General features: G+C 41.5%; 9 protein-coding genes, 3 tRNA genes and 1 pseudogene. 10 read left to right on the forward strand and 3 right to left on the reverse strand.

Annotation, left to right across the window (positions count from 1 at the left end; genetic code table 11):
* Positions 1 to 89: 89 nt before the first annotated feature.
* The 3 genes and pseudogenes from DWW23_RS17525 to DWW23_RS17535 form a co-directional block, all read left to right on the forward strand.
* Positions 90 to 944 (forward strand): annotated as a pseudogene (locus DWW23_RS17525) (alpha/beta hydrolase); the annotation flags it as partial.
* A gap of 156 nt (positions 945 to 1100) precedes the next feature.
* Positions 1101 to 3740, forward strand: coding sequence for a glycoside hydrolase family 78 protein (locus tag DWW23_RS17530; protein ID WP_122354595.1), 2640 nt, complete (start codon positions 1101 to 1103; stop codon positions 3738 to 3740).
* Positions 3741 to 3772: 32 nt separating this feature from the next.
* Positions 3773 to 7048: a glycosyl hydrolase gene (locus tag DWW23_RS17535; RefSeq protein ID WP_122354597.1), complete on the forward strand. Its 3276-nt coding sequence runs from the start codon at positions 3773 to 3775 to the stop codon at positions 7046 to 7048.
* Positions 7049 to 7263: 215 nt separating this feature from the next.
* On the opposite strand, the gene DWW23_RS17540 is transcribed toward DWW23_RS17535, so the two are convergent.
* The 3 genes from DWW23_RS17540 to DWW23_RS17550 form a co-directional block, all read right to left on the reverse strand.
* Positions 7264 to 7337: transfer RNA gene (locus DWW23_RS17540), tRNA-Asn, on the reverse strand.
* Positions 7338 to 7371: 34 nt separating this feature from the next.
* A tRNA-Asn gene (locus tag DWW23_RS17545) sits at positions 7372 to 7445 on the reverse strand.
* 33 nt (positions 7446 to 7478) lie between these two features.
* Positions 7479 to 7552, reverse strand: a tRNA-Asn gene (locus DWW23_RS17550).
* 106 nt (positions 7553 to 7658) lie between these two features.
* On the opposite strand from DWW23_RS17550, the gene DWW23_RS17555 reads away from it, so the two are divergent.
* The 7 genes from DWW23_RS17555 (at position 7659) to DWW23_RS17585 (ending at position 18948) form a co-directional block, all read left to right on the forward strand.
* On the forward strand, positions 7659 to 8636 hold the full coding sequence (locus tag DWW23_RS17555) for an adenosine kinase (protein ID WP_122354599.1): 978 nt from the start codon (positions 7659 to 7661) through the stop codon (positions 8634 to 8636).
* Positions 8637 to 8683: 47 nt separating this feature from the next.
* Positions 8684 to 10441, forward strand: a complete 1758-nt coding sequence (locus tag DWW23_RS17560) for a S41 family peptidase (RefSeq protein ID WP_122354601.1) — start codon at positions 8684 to 8686, stop codon at positions 10439 to 10441.
* 289 nt (positions 10442 to 10730) lie between these two features.
* A complete protein-coding gene (locus tag DWW23_RS17565; RefSeq protein WP_122354603.1) occupies positions 10731 to 11303 on the forward strand; it encodes an RNA polymerase sigma-70 factor in 573 nt (190 codons plus the stop codon).
* Between the two features lie 65 nt (positions 11304 to 11368).
* Positions 11369 to 12295, forward strand: coding sequence for a FecR family protein (locus DWW23_RS17570; protein ID WP_122354605.1), 927 nt, complete (start codon positions 11369 to 11371; stop codon positions 12293 to 12295).
* Between the two features lie 104 nt (positions 12296 to 12399).
* On the forward strand, positions 12400 to 15930 hold the full coding sequence (locus DWW23_RS17575) for a TonB-dependent receptor (RefSeq protein WP_233564379.1): 3531 nt from the start codon (positions 12400 to 12402) through the stop codon (positions 15928 to 15930).
* A 31-nt stretch (positions 15931 to 15961) separates the two neighbouring features.
* Positions 15962 to 17851: a RagB/SusD family nutrient uptake outer membrane protein gene (locus DWW23_RS17580; RefSeq protein WP_122354607.1), complete on the forward strand. Its 1890-nt coding sequence runs from the start codon at positions 15962 to 15964 to the stop codon at positions 17849 to 17851.
* Between the two features lie 26 nt (positions 17852 to 17877).
* On the forward strand, positions 17878 to 18948 hold the full coding sequence (locus tag DWW23_RS17585) for a metallophosphoesterase (protein ID WP_122354609.1): 1071 nt from the start codon (positions 17878 to 17880) through the stop codon (positions 18946 to 18948).
* Positions 18949 to 18994: the final 46 nt, after the last annotated feature.

An 18994-nucleotide genomic window follows, 5' to 3' on the forward strand; every position in this document is an offset into this window, starting at 1 on the left:
GCCTGGCCCCTGGTTTACAGATAGGGACCAGGCTTTTCTCTTTGGATAGATACACACTATCTTATATAACTGATTCTAAATTTATTATTATGAGAACATTTGTTTTTATTCTTTGGACATTTCTTGTCTTCAGCAATTCTGTTGCTGCTCAATTTACGGAAAAAGAGTTTGATGTAGATCTATGGACCAACGGACTTCCGAATACGAATGGTATAGATCGGACACCTTTTGATGACAACATCCAGAATTACAAACCTTCGTTACGTGTTTTTTTACCCTCGAAGGAGAATGCGACCGGACGTGCCGTTATTGCTTGTCCCGGTGGTGCTTATGCCGGTTTGGCTTATGGACATGAAGGATATGAGTGGGCACCTTTCTTTAATAAATTAGGTATTACTCTGGTTGTTCTGAAGTATCGTATGCCGCGTGGAAACCGGGAAGTCCCGTTTTCTGATGCAGAAGAGGCGCTTCGGCTGGTAAAAGAGAAGGCGAAAGAGTGGAATATTAATCCGGCTGATATAGGGATCATGGGCTCTTCGGCCGGTGGACATCTGGCTTCCACTATGGCAACACATGCAAAATCAAGTGTGCGGCCGGCTTTTCAAGTGCTGTTTTATCCTGTGATCACAATGGATAAATCATTTACGCATCTCGGCACTCATGATAATTTATTGGGAAAGGATGCTTCCCGGGAACTGGAAGATCTGTATTCCAATGAAAAGCAGGTAACTAAAGAAACTCCGAGAGCTTACATCGCTTTTTCGGACGATGATGATGCGGTTCCTACTAAAAACGGTGCACTTTATTATCTGGCATTGAAGGAAAATAATGTGCCGGCTTCCTTCTTTATCTACCCTTCCGGAGGACACGGATGGGGCAGCAGGAAAGATTTCAAATACAATAAGGAAATGTTGCAAGATCTGGAAGCCTGGCTTTTGAGTTTTTAAAAAAACAGCGTATCATTACAGATACTATCAAATATATTACATCAAAAATCATTTTTATAACCAATATTTTGCTTAGAATATAGAGCTTTGGAACGGCTAATGTTCTGACTAAGATAATTCATATAAATGATTTTACTATAAAATAACAAGCGGATGAAAAAGCTTATATTATTTATTACTGTTACTACTTTCTTCAGTTATTCCGGCGCTAACGGGCAGTCCGTTCGTTTGACCGGCTTACAAAGTGATCACCTTGAAACCCCGATAGGTATCGATAATCCGGCTCCCCGTCTTTCATGGAGGATGGATGACAGCAGGCAAGGAGCGAAACAGACTTCATATCGTGTGTTGGTGGATAAAGACTCGATGAAAGTTGTCAATGGGAAAGCTGATATATGGGATACCGGAAAAATAAACTCCGGAGATATGTTGATCACTTATGCTGGTAAACAACTCGAACCTTTTGCTAAATATTACTGGAAGGTGATAGGTGGCGATCTGGAAAATAAAGAAGTATCTTCGCCGGTCAGTTCTTTTGAAACAGGTATGATGAATATAAAGAATTGGCAAGGGGCCTGGATCGGCGACGGAAAAGATATAAATTATGAGGCAGCCCCTTATTTTCGTAAGAAATTTGCAACCAACAAAACGATCAAATCGGCCCGTGCCTATATTGCTGTTGCCGGTCTGTATGAATTGTATATCAATGGTGAGAAAATAGGCAATCATCGCTTGGATCCGATGTACACCCGTTTTGACAGACGCAACCTGTATGTCGCTTATGACGTGACAGAACAACTTCGGAACGGACAGAATGCGATCGGTGTCCTTTTAGGAAATGGCTGGTATAACCACCAGTCGAAAGCCGTCTGGGATTTCGACCGGGCTCCCTGGCGTAACCGTCCGACTTTCTGTATGGACCTTCGCATCACTTACAGCGACGGAACTGTAGAAACCATCCCGACCGACCTTAGTTGGAAAACATCTTCAGGTGCATTGACCTTCAATAGTATTTATACCGGAGAACATTATGATGCCCGCCTAGAACAAAAGGGCTGGAATACTCCGGACTTCGATGATTCCAAATGGCATGGAGTCGGTTTCAGAGGTGTTCCTTCTCAGAATGTGACGGCACAACAGATCCGTCCGATCCATAATGTACTGACTCTTCCGGCGAAATCTCTTAATAAGATAGATGATAAAACCTATGTATTCGATTTCGGTCAGAATATGTCGGGTGTGACCAATATAAAGCTGTCCGGACAGGAAGGTACGGAAGTTCGGATTAAGCATGGGGAACGGCTTTTTGATAATGGCCGTATCGATATGTCCAATATCGATGTTTATTACAGGGGAGATAAGGAAAAAGATCCTTTCCAGACGGATATTCTGATCCTGAGCGGTGGCGAAGATGAGTTTATGGCTAAGTTCAATTATAAAGGATTCCGTTATGTGGAAGTAACCAGCGATAAGCCGATAGAATTGGATCAGAATAGTCTGACTGCCTATTTTATGCACAGCGATGTTCCGCCTGTTGGTACAATCAAAACATCGAGCGAACTTGTCAATAAATTATGGTGGGCAACCAATAATGCTTATCTCTCGAATTTGATGGGTTACCCGACCGACTGTCCGCAACGTGAAAAGAACGGTTGGACAGGAGACGGTCACTTTGCTATAGAAACCGCCTTGTATAATTTTGACGGTATTACAGTATATGAGAAATGGCTGGCAGACCATCGGGATGAACAGCAGCCTAACGGCGTACTTCCTGATATTATCCCTACAGGTGGCTGGGGATATGGTACGGACAACGGATTGGACTGGACGAGTACGATAGCTATTATCCCCTGGAACCTGTATATGTTTTATGGTGACAGCAAACCTTTATCCGATTGTTACGAGAATATCAAACGTTATGTCGATTATGTGGATCGCACAAGTCCTAACCATCTGACAACGTGGGGACGTGGAGACTGGGTTCCGGTTAAATCGCGTTCAAATAAAGAATTTACATCGTCTGTTTATTTCTATGTCGATACCAGGATTCTGGCAAATGCAGCCAGGTTGTTTAATAAACAAGCAGATTATGAACATTACACAGCTCTGGCTGAAAAGATCAAAAAGGCAGTAAATGACAAATATCTGAACAAGGAAACTGGAATATATGCAGAGGGTTCCCAGACAGAACTGAGTGTTCCCTTGCAATGGAAGATCGTTCCTGAAGAGATGATTGCCAAGGTGGCACAAAACCTGGCAAAGAAAGTGGAAGAAGCTGGATTCCATCTGGATGTCGGTGTCCTGGGTGCGAAAGCGATCCTGAACGCCCTGAGCGAAAACGGATATCCCGAAGTGGCCTATAAAGTAGCTGCGCAAGATACTTATCCGTCATGGGGGTGGTGGATTGTCAACGGTGCAACGACTTTGCTGGAAAACTGGGATTTGAAGGCTGAACGCGATATTTCGGATAATCATATGATGTTCGGAGAGATCGGTGGCTGGTTCTATAAAGGGCTGGGAGGTATTTTCCCCGATCCGGAACAACCCGGTTTCAAACATATCTTGTTACGTCCCAACTTTGTAAAAGAACTGAAGCATTTTGAAGCGCAACATAACTCTCCTTACGGGCAGATCATCTCCAAATGGGAGTGGAACAGGAAAAAGATCACGTATGAAGTGGTTGTTCCGGCAAATAGTACGGCGACCCTTTATTTACCTGATTATGTAAAAGGCGATAAAGTGATCAAGCTGGAAGCCGGTAAGCATAGTCTTGTCTTGAATGTGTCAAAATAGTCAATAATAATACAATTTAAAATCGGATGATAATGAGACGTTCTGTTTATATGTCAGTGGTAATAGCCGGGATTGTCAGCCTGAACGCCTGTACATCGACGTTGCAGGAAGAGACAAATTTACCGGGTGTCCCGTCTTTAAAAGAATTGTACAAACCTTTCGGAGAAAATGATGTGAAGAACTTTCAGTCACCTCCGAAAATTTATCATCCGGAAACTTGGTTCCACCTGATTGGCGGGAATGTTTCCAAACCGGGTATCACAGCCGATTTGGAAGCACTCTCAGCTGCCGGGTTATCCGGTATCCAGTTGTTTCACGGACAGTTTGGCGGCCCCTGGCCGGGAGTAGAACCACAAATTGCCTGCCTGAGCCCTTCGTGGGAAGAAACGATAAAACATGCTGCAGAAGAATGCCGCCGGTTGGGTTTGCGTTTTACGATGCAGAACTGTCCGGGCTGGTCGATGGCAGGCGGTCCGTGGATCAAACCGGAAAATTCGATGCGTCATCTGGTATGGAGCCGGACGGATATAGACGGAGGTAAACAGGTCGCAATGGATTTGGCGGTTCCTCAACCGAGTAGTGAAGACTGGCGGGATTATAAAGATATCACAGTCCTGGCTTTTCCTACTCCGCTGGATGATACCAACCAGCCGCTTCGACCGCAATCTATCCGAAGTAATATCGATTATCCCTGGAGTGATTTTTTGATTGAAAATAAAGATCAGGGACATTGGATCAACCAGGAGGAAGGGCAACCGCATTGGGTGGAAGTCTCTTTTTCCCAACCGACGCCTCTTCGTACAATCGAATTGTCCGAAGTTCGTAACTATAATTATAACTGGTGCTACGAACCGGGAGTGAATATCAAGGTTCAGGCTATATTGCCGGATGGAACGGAGAAAGATATTCTGCAGACAGATGCCCCGCAAAGCAGCTGGCAGGATAATAAGTATTTTACATTAGCCTTGTCCGAAGTACCTGGTGTAAAGACGTACCGTATCTCTTTTACCCATAAGCGTCCTTTGCTTCTTTCACATATGAGCCTTTATTCTGCCGCCCGGAAAAATAACTGGGAAGCTGAGGCGGGATGGACATTGCGTGATTTTGTCCGTGCCGGAGAGGAACCGCAACAGTCACCCGAAGCTTTCGTCTCTTTGGATCAGGTAAAGGACATCACCTCTTCGATGGATGCGAACGGACATTTGAATTGGGAAGTTCCCGAAGGAAAATGGACGGTCTTGCGGGTTGGCCATGTTTGTACCGGAAAACAGAACGGACCGGCTCCAAAAGAAGGAACCGGATGGGAATGTAATAAATTGTCGGAAACCGGACCTGATATTCATTATGCAAGTTATATCGGTCGACTGGCTAACGGACCGTTGGAGGGTGGTTTGTTAAATGGTATGTTGTTGGATAGCTGGGAGTGTGAGACACAAACCTGGACGGAGGAGATGGAGAATGAATTTAGTTTGAAATCGGGTTATCCTCTTCGTCAATGGTTGCCTGCCGTATTCGGTTACGTGGTGAATGACCATGAAACAACAGCCCGTTTCTTATTGGATTGGCGTAATACGATCGGTTCTCTTTTTGCAGATAAGTTCTACGGGCGTATGGTCCAGCTGGCACATCAGAATGGTCTGGCGGTTTCGTATGAAACGGCTGCCGGGGATATAGTCCCGGCCGACTTACTGGAATATTTCAAATATGCGGATATACCGATGTGTGAATTCTGGCAACCGCTTTCCGAAAGTTTTGTCGGTTCAAACAACTTCAAACCGATTAAGCCGACGGCTTCTGCTGCCCGGATGTATGGTAAACCCCGTGTGGCTGCCGAAGCATTTACCTCTTTTGAACTGACCTGGGATGAACATCTGTCGATGCTGAAGGAGGTAATGAATGTCAATAGTGTCGAAGGAGTGACTCATCTTGTATTCCATACTTATACACATAATCCGCGTATAGACTTTTTACCGCCGGGCACCTCGTTCGGTTCAGGGATCGGAACACCTTTCCTGCGTCTGCAAACATGGTGGAAATATATGCCGGAGTTTGTTAATTATCTTTCCCGGTGTACTTATCTGCTGGAACGTGGACGTCCTGTTTCCGATGTGTTATGGTATCTGGGGGATGAAATCAGCCATAAACCGGATCAGAATTATCCTTTCCCGGAAGGTTTCAAATATGATTATTGCAATCCGGATGTTCTGTTGAACCGTTTATCTGTGAAGAATGGTAAGATTGTTACTCCGGAAGGTATCGAATACAGCGTATTATGGTTGAACGATAACAAGCGGATGCTGCCGGAAACCTTGGAGAAACTTCTGGCTTTGGTACGTGAAGGTGCTGTTGTTATCGGAGATGCTCCGGAAGGACTTGCCACGTTATCCGGACAGAAGTCGGCTCAAAAGCGTTTCGATGCTGCGGTTCATGCACTTTGGGGAGAAGCGTCGAAAGGTTGTAACCGGATAGGAAAAGGAATGGTCGTAAGCGGCATGTCTCTCGATGAAGCATTACGTGAGCTGAAGATGTCTCCGGATGTAACGGCTACAGGGGATGCGTTATGGTCGCACAGGCAAACAAAGGGAGCTGACTGGTATTTTGTTACTGCACCTAAAGGTCAGGGCTTTAAGGGCGATTTGAGTTTCAGAAATTCAGGTTACGCGGAAATATGGGACCCTGTTACGGGAGAAATGGAACCGGCGGTTAACCGTAAGGATGGAGACCGGACCGTTGTTTCTTTAGATATGCCCCGGGCAGGAAGCTGTTTTGTTGTATTCCGGCATGATCGCAAGGGTGAGTCAAAACCTGTTTTATTGGAAGAAGCCGGAACAATACCGGTAGGGAATGAATGGACATTGGCTTTCCCGGATGGATGGGGCGCTCCTGCTTCATTAAAGACGGATGAACTGAAAGCCTGGAAAGACCTGGATATTTCACCGGAAGGGAAAGCTTTTTCCGGTACAGTTACCTATACTACCTCTTTCGATATAGAGAATGCGAAGGAGTATGCCGGTTATTCGCTGGATCTTGGTGCTGTAGAAATGATGGCCAGTGTTTCTCTGAACGGAAAACCGCTGCGTGTATTATGGACTCCTCCTTATCGCCTGGATATTACGGATGCCGTTCAGACAGGCAAGAATATATTGACGGTAGAGGTTACGGGTACCTGGTTTAACCGATTGGTGTACGATGCCGGCCAACCGGAAGAAAATCGTAAGACCTGGACGATTTCCGGACCATCCAAAGACGCTCCGTTGAGGGATAGTGGCTTGTTGGGGCCAGTCGTTCTGAAGACGTTCAAAAATTGAGATGGATATTTAATACCTTCTTGCCTATGTGTCAACTTATTACAGTTTCCTTGTAATTCCCATCTCTGGAAACTGGAGTTCCCCCGGTAAGAAACTGTAATTTCCCAGGCAGGAAACGCCAGTTCCCTCCTGGGGAAACTATAGTTTCCTACCGAGGAAACCGAAAGGAAACTACATAAAAAAAGAGAGATCTCAACGAAATCTCTCTTTTTTTGCTCTTCCTCTTGGACTTGAACCAAGGACCCTCTGATTAACAGTCAGATGCTCTAACCAACTGAGCTAAGGAAGAAAATATGTCTTTCAGTCTTTCCCGATGTCTTTTGCTCTTCCTCTTGGACTTGAACCAAGGACCCTCTGATTAACAGTCAGATGCTCTAACCAACTGAGCTAAGGAAGAATATGTCTTTCAGTCTTTCCCGATGTCTTTTTGCTCTTCCTCTTGGACTTGAACCAAGGACCCTCTGATTAACAGTCAGATGCTCTAACCAACTGAGCTAAGGAAGAATTTTCAACCTTCAGGGGACATCTTGCATCCCTTTCTGAAATTGCACTGCAAAAGTAGAGGTTCTTTTTGAAATATGCAATATCTTTGCAGAAAAAATTTGAAAAAATGAATACGATAGGCTTAGGAAACGCTTTAGTGGATGTTTTACTACAGTTAGATAGTGACGATGTGCTCACAGAAATAGGTATAAAGAAGGGTGCAATGGATATGATCGGTCAGGAACAGATGATCGCTATCCGTAAAACACAGGAACGTCTGGAGAGAAGCCAGGCTCCGGGAGGCTCCGTTTGTAATACGATGCGTGCAATGGCTTGCCTGGGGGCAAATACAGGCTTTATCGGAAAGATCGGAACGGATACTGTCGGCGAATACTATGAGAAAGCATTGAAAGACGCGAATGTAGCTCCTTACTTTATAAAAACCGACGGAATTTCAGGTAGTTGTACGGTGCTTATTTCTAAAGACGGCGAACGCTCGATGGGAACATTTCTGGGCCCGGCTCCGACAATTACTCCGGATGAGATCGGGGAAGAGATCCTTAGCCGATATAATTGCATCTATATAGAAGGGTATTTGCTGGTAAATGAGGATTTGGTCCGTACGACCATGCAAAAAGCCAAAGCGTTGGGGCTGAAAGTAGCTCTCGATTTATCTAATTTTAATATCGTCAATGCCTTTAGAGGATTGTTGGATGATATTATTCCTAAATATGTAGATATTCTTTTCTCCAACGAAAGTGAAGCGGAAGCATTTACCGGATTAAAAGCACAGGAGGCTGTAAAGGCCCTTTCCGGAATGGTAGAGGTCTCTCTGGTCACTTTGGGGAAAGAGGGGGCTTTGATTGGTAGCAACGGACAGATCATCGCAGTTCCGGCAGAAGGAGGTAAACCTGTCGATACGACAGGGGCAGGCGATCATTTCGCTGCCGGATTCCTGTACGGACAATCTGTCGGTGCTTCTTTAGAACAATCGGCCCGTATCGGCTCACTGCTGGCTGGCTATATTATAGATGTAATCGGAGCGCAGATACCGGATGATAAATGGGAACAAATAAAGTTAAAAGTAGATGCGATATTATCCTGAAATAGGTTTTATGTATACATTTACATCGTTAATTAACTAAATATTCTATGTTTAAGAAGATACGACGAGAAAGATTGATAGGTTTGTTTTGTTTACTGCTCCTGGCTGGGAGTATTATACCCGCACAAGCTCAGAAAGATAATCGTTTTGAAGTGAGTAAGAACCTGGACATTTTCAATGCCCTGGTGAAAGAGGTTGAAATGTTTTATGTAGACTCGGTCGATGTAGAGAAAACAGTTCGCAGAGGGATCAATGCCATGTTGGGCGGTCTGGACCCTTATACCGTTTATTATCCTGAACAGGATATGGATGAACTGAAAATAATGACTACGGGTGAGTATGGCGGTATCGGTTCTTATATCCGGGAACGGAAAGACGGCGGTGTATATGTGACCGAACCTTTTGAAGGAATGCCTGCTGCTTTGGCGGGGCTGAAAGCGGGAGACCGTATTTTGGCTATCGATACGGTAGATACGAGCAATAAAACATCCAGCGAGGTAAGCGAGTTGCTGAAAGGCGTACCCAATACCAAAATGATTCTGAAAATACAGCGTCCGAACGAAAAGAAACCGCGTGAAGTGGAGTTGATACGTAAGCAGATCCTGGTCGACCAGGTTACTTATTACGGTGTACGTGGCGATGGTGTCGGCTATATCTATCTGAAGGGATTTACCGATAAGAGTGCCCAGGAGGTGAAAGCTGCTTTGGAAGACTTGAAAAAGAATCATCAGATAAAATCATTGATCCTCGATTTACGGAACAATGGCGGTGGTTTGCTGGAAAGTGCCACACAGATTGTCGGTATGTTCGTTCCCAAAGGAAAAGAGGTGGTATCTACTAAAGGCAAGATCAGCCAGTGGGACCGTACCTATCGTACCTCTAACGAACCGATCGATACGGTTATGCCGATGGCGGTCCTGATCAACGGTAATTCGGCTTCAGCAGCAGAGATTGTTTCCGGCGCCTTGCAGGATATGGACCGTGCCGTATTGGTGGGACAGCGTTCTTATGGGAAAGGATTGGTACAATCTACCCGCGAACTGCCTTATGAAGGACGTTTGAAAGTCACTATGAGTAAATATTATATCCCCAGCGGACGTTGTATCCAGCAGATGGACTATACGCATAGAAAGGCGGATGGCAGTGTGGATGCCATACCGGATAGTCTGACCTCTGTGTTCTATACTTCCAAAGGCCGTCCGGTTCGTGACGGTGGTGGCGTACGTCCGGAATTTGAGATAGAAGAGGAAGAAATGCCGACCATGATGTATTATCTGGCAACCGATTTTGTCCTGATGGATTTTGTTACGGACTGGGCACAGAAACATAAAACGATCCCTCCTGTCGAAGAGTTTACCGTTTCCGACGAAGATTTCGAAGCTTTCAAGAACTATGCGAAAGAAAAGAACTTTACATACGACCGTCAGAGCGAAAAGGTTCTCAAGAATCTGAAAGAGGTCGCTAAGTTTGAAGGCTATATGGATAGCGATTCGACTATCTTCAATGCTTTGGAGGCACGTCTGACTCCTGATCTGGACCGTGACTTCAACCATTATAAAGATCAGATCAAGAAGCTTATGGCATCGGAGATCGTGAAACGTTATTATTATCAGAAAGGGGAGTTGCTGGAAAGCCTGAAAGAGGATGAAGTGCTGGATAAAGCCATTGAAGTTTTAGGTGATCAGGAGCTTTATAACAAGACATTGAGTACACCGGAAGAGGATGATACTAAACCCACTGAAGACAAAGTGAAAGCTTCTGTCGGAGGGAATATGGCCTATGTCTTTGATCAGACTATAGGATAATTATCTATTTATAATTAAGTATATCAAGAAATGAACAGGTTGAAATTGATACCTGTTCATTTCTTGGTATATTTTTATTTCAATATTTCTCGTTTTTAACTTAAAGACAGTTCGATAGTTACATTATCAAAGTAACATCAGTTGCAATATACGAGGATTTTTTTCAAATATGTTTATCTTTGTCCATGTTTTGCCTTGAAAATAAAGGTAACTATGCGTGTTTGATCTCATAAGATCGAATTGTAATATGTTAACCGCTAGTATAATATCTACATAATAAAAATACACCATGGATGAGAAAGCATACATAAAACAATTCAATTATATTTTCGCGAATCATCGTGAACGGTATATCCGGTTTGCATATTCATATACCTATAATCATGAAGTCGCTGAGGATTTGGTAGCAGAAAGCCTGATGTATTACTGGGAGAATCGTAATAGGCTGGATGATGTGAAAGATATTCCTTTATATATATTAATCATCATAAAGAATAGGTGCTTGGACTATTTACAGAGAGAACGCATGTGGAGTAATATTGCAGAAACCCTGTTATCCAATAAAGAATGGGAACTGCAAATGCGTATATCCAGCTTGGAAGCGTGCGAACCGGAAGCGTTATTCAGTAGTGAAGTACAAGATCTTATCCAAAAAACACTGGATAAATTGCCCGAAAAATCAAGGCGTATTTTTATTATGAGCCGTTATGAAGGAAAGAGTTATCAAACTATAGCTAAAGAAACAAATCTCTCGGTAAAGAGCATTGAATTTCATGTTAGTAAAGTATTGACTGCTCTACGTAAAGAATTGAAGGATTATCTGCCTGCCCTTTTGTTTGTCTTCGATTTCTTCTATAATTAAAAAAAAATCATTTTTCTTTTAGGGTATTTGCTCCTTTATTCGCCCTTATTATAGAAACAGGAAAAATGGAGCAAAAATTATTACATAAGATGTTTAGCGGACAAGCGACAGATGATGAACTGACGCAGATCCGGCAATGGGTGAATGAATGTAAAGAGAATAAAGATTCATTTTATCATGAACGTGCTTTTTTTGATGCGCTTCAATTTAACGGTATTAAATCAGAAATATGTGTACACAGGCGTTCGATCTCTCTTTGGAAATGGGCTGGAAGTCTCGTGGCTGCTGTTGTTGCATTATTTTTGTTATTCAATGTATCTGTATTTCTCAAAAACTATTATTCTGGAGAGATTGCCTTTAATACGATTAAAGTCCCTGCCGGACAACGGGTGGAAGTTACCTTGTCTGATGGAACCCATCTTTGGTTGAATGCCCGGTCTGAGTTTTCTTATCCGGTAACTTTTAATGGTGATAAACGTGAAGTTTATTTAAAAGGAGAAGCTTTTTTTGATGTGGCTAAGGATGAAAATAAAAAATTTATAGTGAATACCTGGCGTTGTGAAGTCGAGGTTTTAGGCACTCAGTTTAATGTGGATGCTTATGGTGAAGATGATTTTTCAACAGCCCTTTTAAAAGGAAGCGTAAAAGTTACTGACAAATCTCAGTTAAATGAGTCGGTTGTGTTGAAACCTAATAATACAGTCAGGCTGGATAATGGAAAACTGATTGTCACCCCTATTACTGATTTTAATTCCTATAGTTGGAAAGATGGGGTTATCGCGTTTAAAGACATCAATTTTGAAGTGTTGATGAAAAAACTAGAAAAGAATTATGGTGTCCATATAATTACGGATAATTCCCATCTGGATAATTATGCATGTAGTGGAAAGTTTCGTATTTCAGATGAGATTGAAGAGGTGTTGAGAGCGCTACAACAAGATGCCCATTTTACTTTTAAATGGGAAAGTGAAGAAGTCATTCGTATTCAATAACATTAAATTATACAGCCTATGAGATGATTTAAAAGTCGAAATAAGGGATAGTTATACCCCAATGTGAATAATTAATCTAATATCATTCTTAAACTATCACAAACATGAAAAAAAGAAAAGTCTGTGTTTCTCGTATTTTAAAGATGGTCTTTCTGTTTTTCTTTTCCAGTTCTCTTTGTTTACAGGCAGAAATGGTAAAATCACAGAACGCACGGGTTACACTTAGTAAAAGTAATGTCAGGTTGGAAAATATACTAAACGATATTGAAAGCCAGACAAATTTGTTATTCATTTATAATAAAAAGGTGAATGTTAACCGCAAAGTATCGATTGAAGCGAATAATTTGTCTTTGGAGGAAGTGTTGAAGAATTTATTCGATACCAACGTGGTTTACAAGATTGAAGGTTCTTATATAGTACTCTCGGCACAGGAAAGGGATGAAAAGCAAATCGTTCTACAGACTAAAAAAATAGCAGGAGTAGTAACTGATAAAAATGGTGAACCTATTCTTGGTGCTAACATAATTGAAAAAGGGAATCCTACTAATGGTACTATTACTGATATAGATGGAAAATACTCCTTATCTGTATATGACAATTCTGTATTGGTTGCTTCTTATATAGGGTATAATCGGATCGAGATATCGGTTAATAATCGTTCTGTTGTCGATATAGTGCTGACGGAAGATACACAAGCTTTGGAAGAGGTTGTTGTTGTCGGATACAGTACCCAGAAAAAAGTTAATTTGACGGGGGCGGTCTCTACCGTCAATTTTGAGGAAATGTCATCCAGACCAGTCACGGATGCTTCCCAGGCACTGAATGGGGCTTCTCCTGGTCTCCAGATTATGCAAACATCAGGTGAACCTAATGCTGAAAGTTTTTCTTATAACATTCGTGGTGTAGGAACATTGAATACATCCAGTCCTCTTGTTCTTGTTGACGGTATGGAGCAGAGTATCAGTATGGTTAACCCATCTGATATTGCCAGTGTCTCTGTCCTGAAAGATGCAGCTTCCTGTGCTATCTATGGAAACAGAGGTGCCAATGGTGTTATTCTTATCACAACCAAGAATGGAACCAGTGAGCGAATTAGCGTAACTTATGATGGTACAGTCTCTTATAATGAACCGTTTAAGATTGTTCATACCATTTCTGATTATATTCAGTACATGCAATTAATGAATGAATCTGCTAATAACCTAGGTAATTCCGAAATCTTTTCACAAAGTTCGATTAATGCGTGGGAGGCAGCAAATGCAGATCCTAATGGGATAGCAGCATCTGGTTATCCTAATTCTGTTGCTTATCCTAATACCGATTGGTGGGATGAGATATATACAAAGCAATGGATGCAGAAACACACTGTTTCTATTAATGGGAAGGAAAAAAGAACAGGTTACTCTATGAGCTTTTCTTTCATAGATAATCCAGGTGTTGTTAAAAATACCGGTTACTCTAGATATATGGGACGTGTGAATTTGTATTCCGATATAACAGATTGGCTGAGGATTGGTACCCGTACCTGGGGAAATGTTACTGATCGTGATGTCAGTGATTCTAGTAATAATTTTTTTAATTCAATTAATACGCAGAAGATGCTCCCTTGTACGTATCCATATTATGACGGGAAATATGGTGCTCCGGAAGGGACCGAAGATGATCCGCAATCACATAATCCTCTTTGGGATATGGCAAATTCGGATGGATATGATAAATATACACAGATTTATACAGACTGGTATGCTCAGGTTAAGTTCTTGAAACACTTTACTTATAACATTGATTTCTATTATAAAGATCTTCGTCGTGAGAAAAAAACAGTAAATACCTCCATAGGAAAGTATAGTTTCTCGAAAGGTGCATATTCTACCGGTGCTGCTGATCCGTCAACTCTTTATACTTATATGTTCTACACAAGAGAGAATTCCACAAAGATGAATCATTTGATTAACTACAATCAGTCTTTTGGTGATCATGATGTATCTGCAATGATTGGTTATGAGGAGCAAACTTATAAATATAGAGAAACGGATGTAAGTAAATTAGGACTTACAGATGCAAATGTAAATGATCTTAATTCTGCTACCACACCTTATTCGACGGCTGGCTATGGTACAGAATATACAGCCCGTTCAGTGTTTGGACGTGCGAATTACGCTTATAAGAGCAAATATTTGTTTGAATTTAATTTGCGTTATGATGGTTCGTCAAGATTTGCTCCAGATTACCGTTGGGGGGCTTTCCCTTCATTCTCTGCAGGTTGGCGTATGAATGAAGAATCCTGGCTTAAACCAGTACATTGGTTGAGCAATCTGAAACTTCGTGCTTCTTGGGGTAAACTCGGAAATAATTCTATCGGTAATTACGATTGGCAATCTGTTTATTCAGCTGCAAACTATTCGACTGGACAGGCTTTGACAAGTGGTATTGCTATTACGTCTATCGCAAATGCAGCTCTTACCTGGGAAGAAACAGCTGTAACCAATGTCGGTCTTGATTATGGATTCTTGGACAATAAATTGACAGGTAATATTGATGTATATAACAAGATTACTTCCGGAATTCTTTATACACCTGACATGTATATGGTAATGGGAAATGCCACTGCTCCAAAAGAAAATATAGCAGAGGTAACTAACCGGGGTGTTGAATTCGAATTGGGATGGAGAGATAATATTGGTAAAGACTTTAGTTATAGTATCAAGGGACAATTTTCATTTAATAAGAATATTGTCAGCAAATATAAGGGTAAATTGAAAAAAGGCTGGAATGCGGATCATTCGGAATATTCGACTAATATCGGAGACGTATCCACCGGTAGTACGACAAGAGTTATTGAAGGACATCAAATTAATGAGTTCTACCTGCCTAATACTTATAAAGGCTCCGGTTCATACTTTAATGCAGATGGTTCTGTGAATATCAATGGAGGTCCTAAAGATGGCATGATTCGTACTGAAAATGATATGAAGTGGCTTCAGGCTATGCAGGATGCTGGTTATACTTTCCAACCATATAATACGGTTGCTAAAAATGCACTTTGGTATGGTGAATATATTTATTCGGATGCGAATGGGGATGGTATATATGGTAATTCATATGATTCCGAATTCCAGGGAACATCAACTACTCCTAAATACAATTTCGGTCTTCAGGCTAGTGCTAACTGGAGAGATTTTGATCTTTCAATGACTTGGGGAGGAGCTGCAGGATTTAGTATCTATTATTATTCTACGTCAAGAAACTCCAGTGAGACTGTTTATGGTTATGCGATTCCTGATAATGTAGCAAAAGATCATTATTTTTATGATCCGGAAAATCCGAATGATCCGAGAACTAACCAAACATCCGAGCAACCTCGTTTGGTAAATGTTTCAGGCGCACAAAGTTCTACAAGTTCATCTCTTCATCTGGAGAAAGGAAATTTTATTAAACTTAGAAATTTAACTTTAGGTTATACTCTACCTAAAAATATTTCCAAAAAGTTCTATGTAGAGAGACTTCGTGTTTATGCATCGGGAGAAAACCTCTTCGCCATTACCGGATTCTCTGGCCAGGATCCTGAAATGCGTACGACTGTCGGTTATTCGACAATGCGTCAGTATGCTTTTGGTCTTAATTTGACATTCTAATTTTATAAAAAACATCTAAAGTGTTAGAAATATGAAGAAAATATTCAGAAAAATAGCAGTTGTTTTTACTACATCAGTAATCTTTTGTGGGTTAGTCGGATGTAATAATGATCTGCTTGATACATCACCAAGCGATAGTTTTTCAAGCTCTAATGTATGGACTAGTCCAATTTTGGCTCGCGCAGCAGTAATGGGGGTGTATAACGGACTTTATGATAAATATTCGAAGAATTATGATAATGCTAAGGGTATGCCGTTTGATGCATGTTCCTCCATAATGGATATCGATATGAACTGGAAGGGTAATTGTTTTGTAACGACTGGTTCTTGTACTCCATCTAATGACCATGTAGCTTCACATTACAAGTTCTATTATACGGTTGTATATAGGGCTAATGATGTTATCAATAATATTGATAATGTTCCGGGAATGGAAGATAGCGAAAAAGCTCGACTTAAAGCTGAATGTAAGTTCCTGCGTGCCTGGGCTTACTTTCATTTGAATGTGCTTTGGAGAGGTGTTCCTGTCTATACAGAGAATGTTGCAAATACAGATGCAACGAAAGCTCGTTCTACAGAAGCTGAAGTATGGGAACTTATAATCTCAGACTTTTCAGATTGCATCAACGAACCGAATCTCCCGGGTAAGTATGCTAAAGGGAATAGTAGCTTCGGTCGTGTCACTAAAGGTACGGCTTATGCTTTTCGAGGACAAGCTTACCAGTTTATCGGTGATTACTCCAAAGCTTTGGTAGATTTTGAAGCTATTGAAGGACTTGGTTACGCTCTCTACAGTCCTAATGGAGGAGCTAAAGGGAACGATGATTTTTTCCAGTTGTTTAAGCCTGCAAATGAACAATGCGATGAGATGATTTTCTCGGTACAATGCGTTGAGACTACCGGAATGGGTAACCCGAGAGCTATCAATTATGGAAACCGTGTGACAGGTGGTTCTGCTTGGAATAATTATATTCCTAATCCGGCTTTTGTCGAGATGTACGAATGTGCTGATGGTTCTGAATTCGATTGGGAAAAATATTGTCCGGGATGGCATTCCATGGCTCCTCAGGCAAGAGTCGCTTTTTTTCTTCGCGACGGTCTTCAATCGGGTAATGGCAAATGGGGAACAACAGAGGCAACCTCTAATTATCAAGATCTTTATGATAATATGGTCGCTTATGGTGCAGATATGAGTAAATATTTGGATCAAGGCAATGAATCAAGGATTCGTCAGGCATATGAAGATCGTGATCCACGACTTATGCAATCACTTATTACTCCTTACTCGACATATAATGGTAATCAGGCGGGAATCGGAAATTATACATGGACGCTTCGTTGGCCTTATATCCTTGATGCAGGCGAACCTTATGATATCCGCACGGATACCAACTCTAAGTTTTATTATCTATGGAGAAAGTATGTTCCAGAGTATGATGAATGTACGACTCGCTGGGTATATTCGGAAGATATCATTCTTTGCCGATATGCCGAGGTCCTTCTTCGGCGGGCTGAGTGTTTGAACGAGCTTGGCAGGACAAGCGAAGCTGATGCTTACGTGAATATGGTAAGAAAACGTGCCGGTCATGTTCTCCTTAATGATCCGTCTTATCCGGCCACAAGTGTAAAAGGACAGGAAGATATGCGTCAACGTATCCGTAAAGAATTTTATGTAGAACTTGGAGGTGAAGATTCTATGTATTTTAATGAACTTCGTTGGAATACATGGTATGATAGAAAATTTAAAGATCATTCTTCCGGTCAGGTAGGAGAACTTAATTCCAATGGTATGATGCAGATTTGGGGAGAAACGACTTATAAACACCTTAGTGTTGGTGAACAAATGAAAGTATGGCCGATTCCAGCAAAAGAAAGAGAGATGAATTCAAATCTTGAGCAGAATCCGGGTTGGCAAGATTAATCGTATGTATAATAAAAAATAAGACCATGAAATATATATATTTATTTTTAAGCGCATTTTGTTTTCTTATTCCACTATCCTCTCAGGATAGGGCAGATCAACAACATCTGAGCAATGAAAATTCATTCTCAATGATTCTATTAGGCGATCCCCAGGGTTATACTAAGTATGATATTAATCAGCCTTTATTCGATTTGTGTACGGCATGGATTGCAGACAATATCGAAAATCTGAAGATAAAAGCTGTTTTATGTACAGGGGATCTTGTTGAACAGAATGAGAATATTATACGTAATCGTAAGATGCTGAATCAGACTAGTAAAGAAATGTGGGTAGCTGCTTCCAATGCTTTTACTCGCCTGGATAATAGAGTTCCTTATATTATTTCGGCAGGAAATCATGAATATGGCTACCAACATTCCGAAAATGGTATGACTCATTTCCCTGAATATTTTCCATTTGAACGAAATACGGCATGGAGAGATATTTGCGTCAGTGCTTACCCGAACAGGAGCGGTGTTGCTTCTTTGGAAAATGCTGCATTTGAGTTTAATGATCCTAATTGGGGGAAATTATTAGTGATCACATCTGAATTCGCTCCGAGAGATGAGGTTCTGAATTGGGCTAAAGAACTGGCAGCAAGCCCTCAATACAAAGATTGTAAAGTCATATTTATGACTCATTCTTTTTTGCGGGAAAGAACAGCTTGCAGGACTGATAATGAAAGTTATACAATTACACCTAGAAATTGGGGAGAGGCTGTATGGAAGAAATTGGTGGAGCCTTCTTCCAATATATTATTCGTTATATGTGGACATACAGGTAAACCTGGTGATTTTGAAGATTCAGTTGCCTATCGGGTGGATAAAAATAAAGCAGGAAAGGATGTACATCAAATGATGTTTAATGTTCAGGTTCTTGGTGGTGGCTGGGAAGGAAATGGGGGCGATGGTTGGTTACGTATTTTGGAATTTATGCCGGACGGGAAAACAATCAAAGTAAAAACATATTCTCCTTTGTTTGGTATATCTCCTTCTACAAAACATTTGGCTCACCGTACAGGAGCTTACGACCAGTTCGATATCATAATAGAATAGATTGCTTAATATATAATGTAACAGATGTTACCTGTATTTTGAGGTT

Origin of the sequence: Parabacteroides sp. AF14-59 (genome assembly GCF_003479515.1) — a bacterium.
GTDB classification, from domain to species: Bacteria; Bacteroidota; Bacteroidia; order Bacteroidales; family Tannerellaceae; genus Parabacteroides; species Parabacteroides faecis.

Excerpts from the sequence above, each read along its gene's own strand:
- DWW23_RS17530 (WP_122354595.1), top strand. The coding sequence starts at position 1,101 with ATGAAAAAGCTTATATTATTTATTACTGTTACTACTTTCTTCAGTTAT.
- DWW23_RS17535 (WP_122354597.1), top strand. The coding sequence starts at position 3,773 with ATGAGACGTTCTGTTTATATGTCAGTGGTAATAGCCGGGATTGTCAGC.
- DWW23_RS17555 (WP_122354599.1), top strand. The coding sequence starts at position 7,659 with ATGAATACGATAGGCTTAGGAAACGCTTTAGTGGATGTTTTACTACAG.
- DWW23_RS17560 (WP_122354601.1), top strand. The coding sequence starts at position 8,684 with ATGTTTAAGAAGATACGACGAGAAAGATTGATAGGTTTGTTTTGTTTA.
- DWW23_RS17565 (WP_122354603.1), top strand. The coding sequence starts at position 10,731 with ATGGATGAGAAAGCATACATAAAACAATTCAATTATATTTTCGCGAAT.
- DWW23_RS17570 (WP_122354605.1), top strand. The coding sequence starts at position 11,369 with ATGGAGCAAAAATTATTACATAAGATGTTTAGCGGACAAGCGACAGAT.
- DWW23_RS17575 (WP_233564379.1), top strand. The coding sequence starts at position 12,400 with ATGAAAAAAAGAAAAGTCTGTGTTTCTCGTATTTTAAAGATGGTCTTT.
- DWW23_RS17580 (WP_122354607.1), top strand. The coding sequence starts at position 15,962 with ATGAAGAAAATATTCAGAAAAATAGCAGTTGTTTTTACTACATCAGTA.
- DWW23_RS17585 (WP_122354609.1), top strand. The coding sequence starts at position 17,878 with ATGAAATATATATATTTATTTTTAAGCGCATTTTGTTTTCTTATTCCA.